The sequence below is a fragment of the Bacteroides faecis genome (genome assembly GCF_020091505.1).
GTDB lineage: Bacteria > Bacteroidota > Bacteroidia > Bacteroidales > Bacteroidaceae > Bacteroides > Bacteroides faecis.
Genome location: NZ_CP081916.1, coordinates 294576 through 311659, shown reverse-complemented (window position 1 = coordinate 311659; position 17084 = coordinate 294576). Strand labels below are relative to the sequence as shown.

12 protein-coding genes, 1 tRNA gene and 1 rRNA gene are annotated in these 17084 nt (G+C 42.5%); 11 read left to right on the top strand and 3 right to left on the bottom strand.

Features of this window, described 5'->3' with window-relative positions; genetic code table 11:
- The first annotated feature begins 33 nt into the window (after nt 1–33).
- Nucleotides 34–144 (top strand): 5S ribosomal RNA (gene rrf, locus K6V30_RS01755).
- 112 nt (nt 145–256) lie between these two features.
- On the opposite strand, the gene K6V30_RS01750 is transcribed toward rrf, so the two are convergent.
- Together K6V30_RS01750 and K6V30_RS01745 are read right to left on the bottom strand one after the other, a co-directional pair.
- Entirely contained in the window at nt 257–2047 is a 1791-nt protein-coding gene (locus K6V30_RS01750; RefSeq protein WP_055271648.1) for a glycoside hydrolase family 15 protein, read from the bottom strand.
- A 10-nt stretch (nt 2048–2057) separates the two neighbouring features.
- Entirely contained in the window at nt 2058–4316 is a 2259-nt protein-coding gene (locus K6V30_RS01745) for a bifunctional alpha,alpha-trehalose-phosphate synthase (UDP-forming)/trehalose-phosphatase (RefSeq protein ID WP_010535443.1), read from the bottom strand.
- Between the two features lie 453 nt (nt 4317–4769).
- Here K6V30_RS01745 and kdpF point away from each other — a divergent pair, with 453 nt between their 5' ends.
- The 8 genes from kdpF to guaA all read left to right on the top strand — a co-directional run bounded on the left by kdpF (nt 4770) and on the right by guaA (nt 14263).
- Nucleotides 4770–4850: a K(+)-transporting ATPase subunit F gene (kdpF, locus tag K6V30_RS25335; RefSeq protein WP_050581211.1), complete on the top strand. Its 81-nt coding sequence runs from the start codon at nt 4770–4772 to the stop codon at nt 4848–4850.
- Between the two features lie 24 nt (nt 4851–4874).
- A complete protein-coding gene (kdpA, locus tag K6V30_RS01735) occupies nt 4875–6581 on the top strand; it encodes a potassium-transporting ATPase subunit KdpA (protein ID WP_055271650.1) in 1707 nt (568 codons plus the stop codon).
- 17 nt (nt 6582–6598) lie between these two features.
- Entirely contained in the window at nt 6599–8632 is a 2034-nt protein-coding gene (kdpB, locus tag K6V30_RS01730; protein WP_055271652.1) for a potassium-transporting ATPase subunit KdpB, read from the top strand.
- A gap of 16 nt (nt 8633–8648) precedes the next feature.
- Nucleotides 8649–9218, top strand: a complete 570-nt coding sequence (locus K6V30_RS01725) for a K(+)-transporting ATPase subunit C (protein ID WP_010535440.1) — start codon at nt 8649–8651, stop codon at nt 9216–9218.
- 119 nt (nt 9219–9337) lie between these two features.
- Nucleotides 9338–10084: a hypothetical protein gene (locus K6V30_RS01720; RefSeq protein WP_055271654.1), complete on the top strand. Its 747-nt coding sequence runs from the start codon at nt 9338–9340 to the stop codon at nt 10082–10084.
- A 98-nt stretch (nt 10085–10182) separates the two neighbouring features.
- Complete coding sequence (locus K6V30_RS01715) at nt 10183–11310, top strand: sensor protein KdpD (RefSeq protein WP_032836491.1); 1128 nt, start codon at nt 10183–10185, stop codon at nt 11308–11310.
- A gap of 19 nt (nt 11311–11329) precedes the next feature.
- Nucleotides 11330–12769 (top strand): HAMP domain-containing sensor histidine kinase, encoded by a 1440-nt coding sequence (locus tag K6V30_RS01710; protein WP_055271666.1) that lies wholly within the window; start codon nt 11330–11332, stop codon nt 12767–12769.
- 186 nt (nt 12770–12955) lie between these two features.
- A complete protein-coding gene (guaA, locus tag K6V30_RS01705) occupies nt 12956–14263 on the top strand; it encodes a glutamine-hydrolyzing GMP synthase (protein ID WP_055271656.1) in 1308 nt (435 codons plus the stop codon).
- Nucleotides 14264–14421: 158 nt separating this feature from the next.
- Here the strand turns inward: guaA and K6V30_RS01700 are convergent.
- Nucleotides 14422–14495, bottom strand: a tRNA-Met gene (locus K6V30_RS01700).
- A gap of 224 nt (nt 14496–14719) precedes the next feature.
- On the opposite strand from K6V30_RS01700, the gene K6V30_RS01695 reads away from it, so the two are divergent.
- Complete coding sequence (locus tag K6V30_RS01695; RefSeq protein WP_010535430.1) at nt 14720–15106, top strand: START-like domain-containing protein; 387 nt, start codon at nt 14720–14722, stop codon at nt 15104–15106.
- Nucleotides 15107–15182: 76 nt separating this feature from the next.
- The gene (locus K6V30_RS01690; RefSeq protein WP_029425015.1) at nt 15183–17081 is read left to right on the top strand and encodes an LptF/LptG family permease; all 1899 of its coding nucleotides are present in this window, start codon (nt 15183–15185) and stop codon (nt 17079–17081) included.
- Nucleotides 17082–17084: the final 3 nt, after the last annotated feature.

The following is a 17084-nucleotide window of genomic DNA, read 5'->3' as shown; positions in this document are numbered from 1 at the left end:
CTTTTCATCATGTCATAACCTTATTGAATTCATTCAGGTGGTTATAGCACGAGGGTTCCACCTCTTCCCATTCCGAACAGAGAAGTTAAGCCTCGTCACGCCGATGGTACTGCGTAACAGTGGGAGAGTAGGTAGCCGCCGCTTTAAAGAGTCCCCGCCGGTCTTTATTGACTGGCGGGGATTTCTGTGTTTTGGCGGTTTAGGAAATGATTTCATTGCTTTCTTCAACGCTTCTTTAGAAGAAACAGGATTTAAATTAAGGGCGGATAAAAGCCAGTCTTTTCTCTTCTTCTGCAAATAAAATAGCAGTATTCACTAATGCCAGATGTGAATAGGCTTGTGGAAAGTTTCCTAATTGCTCTTTTGTGTCGAAATCAATATCTTCACTGAATAATCCCAGATGATTGGAATATTTCAATACTTCATCGAACAAACACCGTGCTTCTTCCTTCTTTCCGGTGACGAACAAGGCTCGTACAAGCCAGAATGTGCAAATAGTAAAGGCGGAAGTGGGTAAACCGAAATCATCTTCATTATTATAGCGATACATCAGCCCTTTGTGGAAAAGTGCATTCTTTACGGACTCTACTGTTTTATGGTAGCGAATGTCATCTGCTTCAATAAATCCATAAGGTTCCATTAACAATAAAGAAGAGTCCATAGCTTGATTGTCATAAGTCTGTGTGAAGCTCTGGAGCTTCTCGTTCCAGCCGTGCTGCATCACGTCTTTTCTGATTTTGTCTGCTTCCTGTTGCCAGCGTTCGCTGTAGTTATATTTATTCAGCATACCTGCGATTTTTGCTCCACGATCTAAAGCTACCCAGCACATTATTTTCGAAGATACAAAATGTTGTTTCTCTCCTCTGATTTCCCAGATGCCTTTATCAGGCTTTTGCCAGTTCTCTATTACAGTTGCCAGAATACTTTTCACCACTTCCCACATATCTTCTATTTCATCCAGAGTGCCGGGCATCAGTCGGTAATATTGATAAATTAAGTCCATCAGATACCCGAAGGAGTCATTTTGCTTTTGGTGGTAGGCATCATTGCCTATTCTCACAGGTACGGAGTTTTTGTAGCCGGACAGATGGTTAAGCATCACTTCTGTTAATTTACGCTCGCCGCGGATGCCATACATTATCTGGTAGTCGTGCTTGGCTACGAAAGTTGCCTGAATGAATTTCATAAAACGTTTGGCTGCACCGGTATGTCCTGTCTGAAACATCGTTTCAATGGCCATAGATGCATCTCGGAGCCAGCAAAAGCGATAATCCCAGTTTCGTACGTCACCAACCGACTCCGGTAAGCTGGTTGTTATTGCAGCAAGTACTGCCCCATTATAATATGACATAAGTTTCAGCACCAACAGGCTGCGTTCAATCACATCATTGTATAAGGTGTATTTTTTCCCCCGGTTTGTCCAGTTTAACCAGTATACAAGGGTACGGCAATATTCGATTTTCTCCCGTTCAATGTCGATCGGAATTACTTTCTCATTATAAGAGAGTAACAGGAATTCATCCTTCTCAAGTATTATCTCTTTTTTTCCGGCAATATCCTGCAATGGCAGGGAGGCATATAGATATTGTCTGTCTTTATTCTCGGAAGAACAATATGTTTCTATATACTGAGAGGTGATGTTGAGAATCACTTTGCCTCGTGCATAGTCAGGAGCTGGTTGATAATTCACTTTGAATCGGGGCTTCCCTTTCAGCCAATGTATATAGCGATATAGTTCTGCCGGCAGATAGTGGCCTGTACCGTCTTTGGAACGATAGCAGGGCATATAATCGAGAACAACGAATTCTCCTTCTCTGGAGGAGAACTGTGTAGAAAGAATATTAGTATGAGGTACATAGCTTTGAGTAATCCGGTAATCATCGGATACCTCGAACCCGAAGCTTCCTCCTTTTTCGCGATCGAGCAGACTCGCGAAGATGGAAGGGGAGTCGAAATCGGGAAAGCATAACCATTCGATATTTCCTGTTTCGGAAATAAGGGCTGCCGTACGGCAGTTGCCTGTTATACCATAATTCAGAGTATTCATAACGGTTGTTTTATTTAGTTTTCAATAAATCCTTGAAGAAGTCGAGAGCGGAGGCAAGCCGTTTTTTCACCGTGCTGTTAGTATTGATACCGCTTCCCTTTTGTCTGCCTATAATGGCTTGCAGGAAAGGAAGTACATCGGTCTGAGACGGTAAATTGTAATTGGCTATTTCCGAAATACTGCCTACTTTGACAGTAACGGCATTTAAGGGCAAAGCCTGAAACATATCATCATCTGTCGTATCGTCTCCCATTGCTATCACAAAGTCGTAGCGCTTGTTGGATAACAACCGGTTTACTTCCGATCCTTTGTTGTAGTCTGGCGATTTGATTTCAATGACCTTGTTCCCCTGCAGGATTTGTAACTTTTGTCTGGTACAAATGGAAATTAGTGCATTGACCAGCTGTTGTGCTCTCAAAGTTCCCAACCAGGCATCACTTTCGCGGTAATGCCATGCCAGTGCCGTCTCTTTTACTTCCAGTCGCGAACGGGGAGTTTTGTCCACAAACATTTGCAGGATGGACTGAAGTCCGGTGCTCCATTCCAATTTCTTTATATTTTTGTGCCATACACCATTTTCCTTATAGAAAGCTCCATGTTCGGCTGCCATGCAGACAGGGAGCGAACCGAGCCATTTCTCTAATGTAAAATGATCCCGGCCACTATTGATGACAATATGGTTGGAGGGATCAGCAGTCATCTGCTGTAAAATAGAAATAAGTTCGGGAGTCGGTTTCGCATCCTCGGGGCGTGTCTTGAGCGCTGCCAGTGTTCCGTCGTAATCCAGTAAGATCAGGCGTTGTTTTGCCTGATTGTATTTCAGCTTGATTTGCGCAATGGTTGCTGCAGTGATACGTTTTTTCCGTAACGAATCGTTCTTCATACAAGTCATGTCCAGGCCATTTACAAAGTCGGCAGCCCATTTATTGACTGTTTGTACGGACAATATCTTCTGCATACGCTGCAAACGTAACTTTTGTTCCTCTGCCGGCATTTCCAGGGCCTGGCAGATAGCATTCTCTATTTGTCCCGAATCATTCGGGTTGATTTGAATAGCATCTGTCATCTCTACTGCGGCTCCTGCCATTTCACTGAGGATAAGTACACCAGTGTTATCGCATTTGGAAGCTACATATTCTTTGGCTACCAGATTCATGCCGTCGCGTAAGGGAGTTACCAGGGCAATATCGGCTACATAATACATGGCAGTAAGTTCTTCTAATGAAAAGCCATGATAGAAGTAACAGACGGGAGTCCAGTTCATCGTGGAGTAGCGCCCGTTGACAGAACCTATTTCTTCATCTATCTTCGTTTTCAGCTCTGCATAACTTCCTACGTGATCGCGGGAAGGAACGATTACCATTGCCAATGTTACTTTTCCATGATACTCTGGATGATGTTCGAGAAAACTGGAAAAGCCATGCAGCCGGTGGAGGATTCCTTTGCTATAGTCCAGCCGGTCTACGGATAAGATTAATTTGTGGTTACCGAAAAGGGTCCGGTTGCGGTCGATGGCTTGCCGCACTACAGGATTTTGGGAGGCATTGTGATAGAGCTCATAGTTGATTCCCATGGGCAGAGCATCTACCCTTACTACTCGGTTACCAATTTGTATTTCGTCCAGTTTGAAGTCGATGTGCAGTACCCGCTCTACGGCACTGATAAAGTGACGCATATAGTCGTGGGTATGGAAAGCGATAAAGTCCGCTCCCAGCAATCCTTTCAGTATTTCGGCACGTTCCGGAAGGATACGGAAAAGTTCGTAAGAAGGAAAGGGGATGTGATGGAAATAGCCGATACAGAGTTCCGGATATACTTTTCTTAGCATGCCGGGGAGTAACATCAGCTGATAATCTTGAATCCACACTTTGTCTCCGGGACGTATCAAGCGGCAAATCTCATCACAGAAAAGTTGATTGACTACTTGATAAGACTGCCAGAAACACTTCTTATATAAGGTATAAGCATAAAAGTAATGGCACATAGGCCAGATAGTACTGTTACTGTATCCTTCGTAGTAGTTTCTGATGTGTGCCTCTGATAAAAAGACCGGATGGAAATTCAGTTCCAGCAGTTTTTCGTTGATTTCCTGTTTGTCTTTTTCCTTATTAACGCATATTCCAGGCCATCCTATCCAATGCTTCTCATAAGATGTCTCAAGAGAATCTAATCCCGTTGTCACTCCGCCTTCACTGCGTGAAAAGACGAATGTGCCATTCGGGTTGGCAACCTTTACGGGTAATCTGTTTGATATAATATATAGTTTCATACCTGCTGAAGGGCAAAGTATATACCAATTAGCCTCTTTTATCCATTAAGCGTTTATTATCAGTGTGTTATCTTTTGATGACCAGTTTGTTTCACCTTTTCAAAATGGGAATACTCTTTCGTTTTGAAAATCGATCCTTACATTTTGTCTGGAAAGCAGTAACCTTTTCAAAATAGGGATGCTTTTTCAAAATGGTAGGGTCTGATGGGAACCTATGAGCAGAATGAATTATTGTATTGCTCTATCAATCAGCTTATTGTTGTTTACTCCATTGTTTTGGCACGCATTTGGCATACTGTCTACCAAGAAATTTTAAAATAATCATTTAAACGAAAAAACATGGAAGTAACACTATCATTTATTTTTTGCCTGTTAAGCGGCTTTGCCTGCTTCTGGCTGTTTTGGAAATGTGTAGACTGGTTTGAAAAGATCTAAAAAGAAGGAGAAGGAATTATGTACACAGCATTATTTGTATTAGGTATTGCAATCTTCGGTTATTTGATGTATGTACTCATCAGACCCGAGAAGTTTTAAAGTTATACAGTTTAAGGTAAAAGTATGAATACAGAAATTTTAGGTGTGGTTGCGCAGATCGCTTTGATGGTGATTCTGGCTTATCCACTGGGAAAATATATTGCCAGGGTTTATAAAGGAGAGAAAACCTGGTCGGATTTTATGGTTCCTGTTGAAAGAATCATTTATAAAGTATGCGGAATTGATCCCAAGGAAGAAATGAACTGGAAACAGTTCCTGAAAGCATTACTGATTTTGAATGCTTTCTGGTTTTTCTGGGGAATGGTATTGTTGGTTTCGCAGGGATGGTTGCCTTTGAATCCAGACGGTAACGGGCCGCAGACACCGGATCAGGCTTTCAATACCTGTATCAGTTTTATGGTCAACTGTAATTTACAGCACTATAGCGGCGAAAGCGGATTGACTTATTTCACACAGCTGTTTGTCATTATGCTCTTCCAGTTTATTACCGCTGCAACCGGTATGGCTGCTATGGCCGGTATTATGAAAAGCATGGCTGCAAAGACAACAAAAACAATCGGTAACTTCTGGCATTTTCTGGTATTGAGTTGTACCCGTATCCTGCTGCCGCTTTCTTTGATTGTAGGTTTCATCCTGATTCTTCAGGGAACCCCGATGGGATTTGACGGAAAGATGCAGGTGACTACTCTTGAAGGACAGGAGCAGATGGTTTCTCAAGGACCTACGGCTGCAATTGTACCTATCAAACAATTAGGTACAAATGGTGGCGGTTACTTTGGCGTGAACTCTTCTCATCCGTTGGAAAACCCTACTTATCTTACCAATATGGTGGAATGCTGGTCTATCTTGATTATTCCGATGGCAATGGCATTGGCATTAGGGTTCTATACTCGCAGGAAGAAACTGGCTTATAGTATTTTCGGTGTGATGCTTTTCGCCTTTTTGGTGGGTGTCTGCATCAATGTCAGTCAGGAGATGGGCGGAAATCCCCGTATCGATGCATTGGGAATTGCGCAGGATAATGGCGCGATGGAAGGTAAAGAGGTTCGTTTGGGTGCCGGAGCTACAGCCCTCTGGAGTATTGTGACTACTGTTACTTCCAACGGTTCAGTGAATGGTATGCATGATTCTACTATGCCGTTGTCTGGTATGATGGAGATGCTGAATATGCAGATTAATACTTGGTTTGGTGGTGTCGGTGTAGGCTGGATGAACTATTATACATTTATTATTATCGCGGTATTTATTAGCGGTTTGATGGTAGGGCGTACACCGGAGTTTCTGGGCAAGAAAGTAGAAGCCCGTGAAATGAAGATAGCTACGATCGTAGCATTGTTGCATCCGTTCGTCATATTGGTGTTTACTGCTATCTCAAGTTATATATATACACATCATCCGGACTTTGTAGAAAGTGAGGGTGGATGGCTGAATAATCTCGGATTCCATGGCTTGAGTGAACAACTCTATGAGTATACGTCTTCTGCCGCTAACAATGGTTCAGGTTTTGAAGGACTGGGCGATAATACTTATTTCTGGAACTGGACATGTGGTATTGTGCTTATACTTAGTCGTTTCCTTCCTATAATCGGACAGGTTGCCATTGCCGGTCTGCTGGCTCAGAAGAAGTTTATTCCCGAGAGTGCCGGAACATTGAAGACTGATACGCTGACTTTCGGTATAATGACATTTGTCGTAATCTTTATTATTGCTGCTCTGTCATTCTTCCCGGTACATGCTTTAAGTACAATCGCCGAACATTTAAGTTTGTAATTCTGAATTAGAGAGATATGAAAAATATGAAATCAGCTTCTTTGTTTCAAAAGGAGCAAGTTATAGAAAGCTTGAAACAGTCATTCGTGAAGTTAAATCCACGTCTGATGATAAAGAACCCGATCATGTATACGGTCGAAGTGGCTACGGTGGTCATGTTGTTTGTGACACTTTACTCCATCATAAACCCTTCACAAGGTTCGTTTGCTTACAACATAGCTGTGTTTATCATTCTGTTTGTCACACTGTTGTTTGCCAATTTTGCCGAAGCTATTGCCGAAGCACGGGGAAAGGCGCAAGCCGATAGTCTGCGTAAAACACGTGAGGAGACACCTGCCAAAAAGGTAGAAGGCAATAAAATAGTGACTGTCAGTTCTTCGCAATTAAAGAAAGGAGACGTGTTTGTTTGTGAAGCCGGAGATGTGATTCCGTCCGATGGTGAAATAATCGAAGGACTGGCTTCTATCGATGAAAGTGCGATTACAGGGGAGTCTGCTCCGGTAATTCGGGAAGCAGGTGGTGATAAGAGTTCGGTGACAGGCGGTACGAAAGTATTGTCAGATCATATAAAAGTAATGGTGACCACTCAGCCGGGAGAAAGTTTTCTGGATAAAATGATTGCGCTGGTAGAAGGTGCGTCTCGTCAGAAAACTCCGAATGAGATAGCACTGACTATTCTGCTGGCCGGTTTTACACTTGTCTTTGTCATTGTGTGTGTGACGTTAAAACCGTTTGCCGATTACAGCAATACTGTCATTACCATTGCTTCACTTATTTCTTTGTTTGTATGCCTGATTCCGACAACAATCGGAGGACTTCTTTCTGCTATCGGTATTGCCGGTATGGACCGTGCACTACGTGCGAATGTGATAACAAAATCGGGCAAGGCAGTGGAAACTGCCGGCGATATTGATACCTTGTTGCTGGATAAGACCGGAACTATCACCATCGGTAATCGTAAAGCTACCCATTTTCACACTGCGCCGGGCATTGATCTGCACGCTTTTGTAGAAAACTGTCTGCTTTCCTCTCTGTCCGATGAAACTCCGGAAGGCAAATCAATCGTAGAACTGGGACGTGAATCGGGCATCCGTATGCGCAGCTTGAATACGACCGGTGCGCGGATGATTAAGTTTACAGCCGAAACCAAGTGTTCGGGCGTTGATCTGCCGGATGGAACTCAGATTCGTAAAGGAGCTTTTGATGCTATCCGTAAGATAGTGGAAAGTGCCGGAAATAAATTTCCGAAAGAGGTGGAAGAGGTGATTGCTGCTATTTCAAGCAATGGTGGTACGCCCTTGGTGGTATGTGTAAACCAGAAAGTGACGGGAGTGATTGAATTGCAGGATATCATCAAGCCGGGCATTCAGGAACGTTTCGAACGCTTGCGCAAGATGGGAGTGAAAACGGTTATGGTGACCGGCGATAATCCGCTGACTGCCAAATATATTGCAGAGAAGGCAGGTGTGGATGATTTTATTGCCGAAGCCAAGCCGGAAGATAAAATGGAATATATCAAGAAGGAACAGCAGTCCGGTAAACTGGTGGCAATGATGGGGGACGGAACCAATGATGCTCCTGCTTTGGCTCAGGCAAATGTCGGAGTGGCAATGAATAGTGGTACACAGGCTGCGAAAGAGGCCGGTAATATGGTCGATCTGGATAATGATCCAACGAAACTGATTGAGATTGTGGAAATCGGTAAACAGTTGCTGATGACTCGTGGTACACTGACTACTTTCTCTATTGCCAATGATGTGGCTAAGTATTTTGCCATTGTTCCTGCTTTGTTTATGGTGGCTATCCCCGAATTGGCAGCACTGAATATTATGCAGTTGCATAGTCCTGAAAGTGCGATTCTTTCGGCAGTCATCTTCAATGCCATTATTATTCCGATTCTGATTCCATTGGCTTTGCGCGGCGTTCAGTACAAGCCGATAGGTGCAAGTGCCTTACTTCGCCGGAATCTGTTGATTTATGGGGTGGGCGGTGTGATTGCTCCTTTTATCGGAATCAAGTTGATCGATTTATTAGTAGGTTTATTCTTTTAATTAAAAAACAATAGCGATGAAAACTTTATTTAAATCACTAAAGATAACTCTCGTTTTCTGTGTCTTTTTTTCCGTGTTCTATATTCTTGTTTTGTGGTTGTTTGCACAGGTTGCAGGTCCTAATAAGGGAAATGCTGAAGTAGCCACACTGGATGGAAAAGTGGTAGGTGCGGCTAATGTAGGTCAGATGTTTACGAAAGACATTTATTTCTGGGGACGTCCTTCGTGTGCCGGAGACGGCTATGATGCCACCAGCTCTTCCGGTAGTAACAAAGGACCTACGAATCCTGAATATCTGGCTGAAGTCGAAGCACGTATCGACACTTTTCTGGTACATCACCCTTATCTGAGCCGTAAAGAAGTTCCGGCGGAGATGGTAACAGCAAGTGCTTCCGGTCTCGATCCGAATATTACTCCACAATGTGCGTACGTGCAGGTAAAGAGAGTGGCACAGGCGCGTGGACTGACGGAGAATCAGGTAAAGGAAATCGTTGATAAAAGTGTGGAGAAACCTTTTCTGGGACTTTTCGGAACGGAGAAGATTAATGTGCTGAAACTGAATATAGCACTGGAAGAGAATAAATAATCAAACAGTAGTGGGCAGCGTTCCTGTCCGAATCGTTTTAGTTATTTATTGCGGTTCAGATAAACAGGGCTGGGCAGGGCGCTGCTCTTTTTTAGAAACATAAAATAAAAAAGATAAATATGAAGACTTTTTTTAGTAAGAAGATTGTTTTGGGATCATTGGTTGCAGCAGTCGTATGCGCATTGAGTATAACAGAGGTAAAAGCACAGGAATTTACAGTGCAGGGCGATGTGGTCAGTTCCTATGTCTGGCGTGGTATGTATCAGGGGGGAGGTGCAGCTTTTCAGCCCACACTAGGTTTTGGGATCGGAAACTTTTCTGTTACCGCATGGGGATCTACTAATTTCGGTGGAGGCAACAAGGAACTGGATCTGACTCTTGCCTATAAGTTGGGTGAAGCAGGCCCTACGCTGACTGTTGCCGACCTGTGGTGGGAAGGTGAAGGAGCATACAAGTATTTTAATTTTAAAAGTCATGAAACGGGACATCATTTTGAAGCGGGATTATCTTATACGCTGCCCGTAGAGAAGTTTCCTTTGTCCGTGGCATGGTATACGATGTTTGCCGGAAAAGACAAGAAACTGAATGATAGCGGAGAACTAAAACAAAATTATTCATCCTATCTGGAACTTAATTATCCTTTCAGTGTGAAAAATGTCGATTTAAATGTAACTTGTGGCGCAGTGCCGTATAAGGCGGAGAGTATATACACGAATAGTGGTTTCGCCGTGACTAATATAGCATTAAAAGGAATGACAGAGATAAAAATTAATGATAAGTTTTCATTGCCGATATTTGCACAGGCTATATGGAATCCATGTGTTGAAGATGCTTTCTTGGTTTTTGGCGTAACTTTAAGGCCATAGATATAAACTCATGAATTTTTATTATACAGAGACCCGTGGTGATCGTGATGATTATTACGGGTTGAAATAGTTTATAAACAGGAATTAAATAAATGGATATGGATAGAGAACAGAGTGTACAACATTTTTTGGATCTGATCAAGAAGTCTCACCGAGGCAAATTCAAAGTATATATCGGCATGATAGCCGGTGTAGGTAAATCATATCGTATGCTTCAGGAGGCCCATGAATTACTGGACAACGGAGTGGATGTACAAATCGGCTATATTGAGACTCACGGACGTGCGGGAACGGAGGCACTGATGGAAGGATTGCCTGTTATCCCCCGACGTAAAATTTTCTATAAAGGAAAGGAGTTGGAGGAAATGGACGTGGATACAATAATCCGTATTCATCCTGAGATTGTGATTGTGGACGAACTGGCACATACCAATGTGGAAGGCAGTCTGAATGAGAAGCGTTGGCAGGATGTGATGACTCTGTTGGATGAGGGGATTAATGTGATTTCTGCTATCAATATCCAGCATATTGAAAGTGTGAATGAAGAAGTACAGGAGATCACGGGAATTGAAGTGAAAGAACGGGTCCCGGACAGCGTGCTTCAGGAAGCAGACGAGGTTGTGAATATCGACCTGACAGCGGAAGAGTTGATCTCACGTCTGAAAGCAGGAAAGATATACCGTCCGGAAAAGATTCAGACGGCATTGGATAATTTCTTCCGGACCGAGAATATTCTTCAATTGCGCGAACTGGCCCTGAAAGAAGTGGCGCTTCGGGTGGAGAAGAAAGTGGAGAACGAAGTGGTGATGGGTGTTGCAGTCGGCATCAGGCATGAGAAATTTATGGCTTGTATCAGTAGTCATGAGAAGACACCCAGAAGGATTATCAGGAAAGCGGCACGTCTGGCAACACGGTATAATACGACTTTTGTCGCTCTTTATGTGCAGACACCGAAAGAGAGTATGGACAGGATTGATTTGGCTAGTCAGCGTTATCTGTTGAATCATTTTAAACTGGTGGCAGAACTGGGAGGAGAGGTCGTTCAGGTACAGTCGAAGGATATTCTGGGGAGTATTGTCAAAGTTTGTCAGGAAAAACAGATATCGTCTGTCTGTATGGGAATTCCTAATCTGAGATTTCCTCGTGCTATCTGCTCTATACTTGGATATAGAAAGTTTTTAAATAATTTGTCACAAGCTAATGTAGATTTGATTATACTTGCATAATATTAACCGTATGAACGATATGAATATTAAAACCAAACTGATTCTCGGCATCGGGATGCTAGCGGGAATGATTATTTTATTGGTGACGCTTTCTGTTGTGAATCTTCAGTTGCTGACTGCCACAGAGCCCGACAGTCCTGCTGCTATGCCTGCCTTGGAGCGTGCTCTGTTGTGGATTTCCGTTACCGGCGGTATTTGTATATTGACCGGATTGACATTGCTGTATTGGTTGCCCCGAACAATCAGTAAACCCATCAAGGAACTGAAACAAGGGATTCTTGAAATAGCCAATCATAATTATGAAGAACGGCTGGATATGAGAAATAATCAGGAGTTTTGGGAAGTCGCCGAGAGTTTCAACCGTATGGCGGAACGTTTGGCCGAGTATCGGGCAAGTACGTTAGCGGATATTCTTTCTGCCAAGAAATTCATTGAGGCCATCGTGAACAGTATCGACGATCCGATAATTGGCTTGAATATGGACCGTGAGATTTTGTTTATTAATGATAAAGCATTGAATGTGCTCAATCTGAAAAGAGAAAATGTCATACGTAAATCGGCAGAAGAATTGTCTTTGAAGAATGATCTGCTCCGTCGGCTGATTCGTGAACTGGTGACACCAGGCGATCAGAAAGAGCCGCTAAAAATATATGCCGATGATAAAGAAAGCTATTTCAAGGCTTCCTATATCCCCATCATTAATACGGAAGCCGGAAAGGATGAACCCAGCAAATTAGGGGATGTTATTTTGCTGAAGAATATAACGGAATTCAAGGAACTGGATTCTGCCAAGACTACATTTATTTCGACCATTTCACACGAATTGAAAACTCCGATTGCGGCTATCATGATGAGTCTGCAACTATTGGAAGATAAACGTGTCGGTGCGCTGAATGATGAACAGGAACAGTTGTCCAAAAGCATCAAGGAAAATAGCGAACGCCTGTTGAGCATTACGGGTGAATTGCTGAATATGACTCAGGTAGAGGCAGGCAAGCTGCAATTAATGCCGAAGATAACGAAGCCCATTGAACTGATAGAATATGCGATTAAAGCTAATCAGGTACAAGCGGATAAGTTCAATATCCAGATAGAAGTAGAGTACCCGGAAGAGAAAATCGGCAAGCTCTTTGTCGATAGTGAAAAGATAGCTTGGGTATTGACTAATTTGCTCAGCAATGCGATTCGTTATTCTAAAGAAAACGGGCGTGTCGTGATTGGTGCCAGGCAGGAAGGAGATATGATCGACCTGTACGTTCAGGATTTCGGTAAAGGCATCGATCCCCGTTATCACAAGAGTATTTTCGACCGTTACTTCCGTGTTCCCGGCACCAAAGTTCAGGGAAGCGGACTCGGTTTGTCTATTTCGAGAGACTTTGTGGAAGCACATGGTGGTACACTGACGGTAGAAAGTGAATTGGGTAAAGGAAGTCGCTTTGTGATGCGGCTGAAGGCATAAAAAGAAGTGTTCGGAAAGAGTCCGGATTCTGTCGTTGCGATAAAGAAATGTGGCATTCGGTTTAATTTGAAATGAAACTTTGGGAATCAAGACATTGCAGCGTCTTTTAAAATCTTTATATTTGCAGGCTAATTGAAGGTAAAGTCAAATTTATACAATATAATAACTTAAAAGAACCAGAATCAGATGAAACAGGACATGATTGTTATCCTTGACTTGGGTAGTCACGAGAATACGGTATTGGCTCGCGCCATCCGTGCATTAGGAGTTTATAGTGAGATTTATCCTCACGATATCACAATGGAAGAACTGAAAGCATTGCCCAACGTAAAGGGTATTATTATCAATGGTGGACCTAACAATGTGATTGACGGCGTTGCTATTGACGTAGATCCGGCGATTTATACAATGGGTATCCCTGTCATGGCTGCCGGTCACGATAAAGCAACCTGTGCAGTGAAGCTTCCGGCATTTACAGATGATATCGAGGCTATTAAAGCTGCTGTAAAGTCTTTCGTATTCGATACTTGTCAAGCTGAAGCTAATTGGAACATGGCAAACTTTGTCAATGATCAGATCGAACTGGTTAAGCGTCAGGTAGGCGATAAGAAAGTATTGCTGGCATTGTCGGGTGGAGTTGACAGTTCTGTGGTAGCTGCTTTGCTTCTGAAAGCGATCGGTGACAATTTGGTATGTGTGCACGTTAATCATGGTTTGATGCGTAAAGGTGAGTCTGAAGACGTTGTCGAGGTGTTCAGTAACCAGTTAAAAGCCAATCTTATTTATGTAGATGTAACAGATCGTTTCCTGGATAAATTGGCAGGCGTGGAAGATCCCGAACAGAAACGTAAGATTATCGGTGGAGAGTTTATTCGTGTGTTCGAAGAGGAGGCACGTAAACTGGACGGTATCGATTTCTTGGGTCAGGGTACTATTTATCCGGATATTGTGGAGAGTGGAACGAAGACTGCTAAAATGGTGAAATCTCATCATAATGTAGGCGGTCTGCCCGAAGATCTTCAATTCCAGCTTGTAGAACCTTTGCGCCAGTTGTTTAAGGATGAAGTTCGTGCTTGTGGTCTGGAGTTGGGCTTGCCTTATGAGATGGTTTACCGTCAGCCTTTCCCCGGTCCCGGTTTAGGTGTACGTTGTCTGGGAGCAATTACACGTGATCGTTTAGAAGCAGTACGTGAATCTGACGCAATTTTACGTGAGGAATTCCAGATTGCCGGATTGGATAAAAAAGTATGGCAATACTTTACTGTAGTACCCGATTTTAAATCTGTTGGTGTACGTGATAATGCCCGTTCTTTCGACTGGCCGGTAATTATTCGTGCCGTCAATACGGTGGATGCCATGACAGCTACTATTGAACCGGTAGACTGGCCTATTCTGATGAAAATCACAGACCGCATTCTGAAAGAAGTGAAGAATGTGAATCGTGTTTGCTATGATATGTCACCGAAGCCTAATGCGACTATCGAATGGGAATAAAAGTGTAAAATAGAATTGCCCCCGGAAGCTTTATGGATAGCTTTCGGGGGCTTATTCGTTAATTAGCGTCACCTATAGCGTCACCTGCTACCAATTGATGTAAAAAAGAAAAAGGCACCCAGAAGTGGAAGCCTCCCAAATGCCTTATTCTTATCAAGTAGCGGGACCCGGGATTGAACCGGGGACCTCATGATTATGAATCATGCGCTCTAACCAGCTGAGCTATCCCGCCATCGTTTCTCGATTGCGGGTGCAAAGATAGATGTTTTTCTGTAATCTCCAAAACAATTCATAACTTTTTTGTGTTTTTTCTTTAGAACGAGGTTCTCTTTTTCCTATAAATAGGGAGTTTGAGGCCTTGAAAAGAAATAAGTTTTAAATAAAGTGTCTGATTTATGCCACATAATTAGAAAAAAGTATCTATCTTGGCACACGTAAAAACAATTCGAAATTGCTATGAAAAAAGAAAAGATTCATTTGGAGTATTTGTTGAATGCAACATCTAAAAATATTCTTTGGGCAGCTATTAGCACACCGACCGGGTTGGAGGACTGGTTTGCTGATAAAGTAATATCTGATGATAAAGTCGTAGAATTCCATTGGGGGAAGACGGAACAGAGAAGTGCCGAAATTATTGCAATCCGTTCTTTCTCATTTATCCGGTTCCGTTGGCAGGATGATGAAAACGAGCGCGATTATTTTGAGATCAAAATGACTTATAATGAGCTGACAAGTGATTATGTATTAGAAATTACAGATTTCGCAGAGGCGGACGAAGTAGATGATATGGAAGAATTGTGGGAGTCACAAGTGGCGAAATTGAGAAGAACGTGTGGTTTTTAGTTAACTTTCAACTAAAAATTTTCTATGCTACTTTTTTTGTGCTAATTTTGCGTCTTAATTGCACGAACCTATTAAGATGCTACGCATAAAGAAATTAGATATATTTATCGTAAAGAGCTTCCTGATGCTCTTTGTAGGTACATTCTTCATCTGTCTCTTCATCTTCATGATGCAGTTTTTGTGGAGATATGTAGACGAATTAGTCGGAAAGGGGCTGGATATGAGTGTGATAGCTCAATTCTTCTTTTATTCCGCATTGACATTGGTGCCGATATCGTTGCCGTTGGCAATATTGCTGGCTTCCTTAATAACTTTCGGCAACTTTGGCGAACGTTATGAGTTACTTGCAATGAAAGCTGCGGGTATTTCTTTGCTTAAAATTATGCGCCCGCTGGCTTTCTTTGTCTGTGGTTTGGTTGCTGTCTCTTTTTATTTCCAGAACGTCGTGGGACCTATCGCCCAGACTAAGCTATACACACTGATTATTTCGATGAAACAAAAGTCTCCGGAATTGGATATCCCGGAGGGAGTGTTTTATTCGGAAATACCGGATTATAATCTGAAAATAGCTAAGAAAAACCGAAAAACAGGTATGATGTATGATGTGATGATTTATAATCTGAAAGACGGATTTGAGAACGCACATATTATTTATGCCGATTCCGGACGAATGGAGATGACTGCTGATAAACAGCATCTCTGGCTGCATTTATATAGTGGAGATTTGTTTGAAAACCTGAGAGCACAGAATATGAAATCTCAGAATGTGCCGTATCGTCGTGAAGAATTCAGGGAAAAACATACGATTATTGAGTTTGACTCAGACTTCAATATGGCAGATGCCAGTATTATGAGTAATACATCCGCTGCCAAGGATATGTCAATGCTGCAAGCTTCTATCGACTCTATGAAAATGGTGGGAGATAGTATCGGAAGACAATATTACCGGGAGGTTTCGGAGGGGAATTTCCGTACAACTTATGGGCTGACAAAAGAGGACACGGTTAAGATTATGGAGGCGAATATTACTGAATATAATATCGATAGTCTTTATGAGGTAGCTCCTTTGATGCAAAAGCAGAAGATCATTTCAGCTGCTACAAGTCGTGCGGAAAATCTGAGCAGCGATATAAACTTTAAAAGCTACACAATGGGTAGCCATGATTATAGTATGAGGAAGCATGAGATAGAATGGCATAAAAAGATCACTATTTCGCTTTCTTGTCTGTTGTTCTTCTTCATTGGTGCTCCATTAGGCGGGATTATCCGTAAAGGTGGACTGGGGATGCCGGTTATCGTTTCGGTAATGGTTTTCATCATTTATTATATTATAGATAATACGGGCTATAAAATGGCGCGTGACGGCAGATGGGTAGTATGGATGGGAGTGTGGACCAGTAGCGCTGTGCTTGCCCCGTTGGGTGCTTTCCTGACTTATAAATCAAATAAAGACTCTGTAGTGCTCAACGCCGATGCATATATCAACTGGTTTAAGAAGATTGTCGGTATTCGTAACGTACGCCATCTATTTAAGAAAGAAGTGGTGATTCATGATCCGGATTATAATCGTATACCGGTTGACTTGCAGGTGCTTACTGATAAATGTAAAGAGTATGTGGCTAAAAACCGCTTGATGAAAGCTCCGAATTATTTTAAATTGTGGATGTCGGGTGAGAAGGACGATGAGGTGATGTATATCAATGAAAAGTTGGAAACACTGATAGAAGAGATGTCCAATACGAAGTCTGTGACTTTGTTGAATACATTAAACAATTATCCGGTTATTTCCGTTTCTGCTCATATACGCCCGTTTCATATATATTGGCTGAATCTGGCTGCCGGGGTTATTTTCCCTGTCGGACTATTTTTCTATTTCCGTATCTGGGCATTCCGTGTTCGTCTAGCTAAGGATATGGAGCGGATCATAAAAAACAATGAACAAGTTCAATTCATCATACAGAATATTAATAAATAAGTG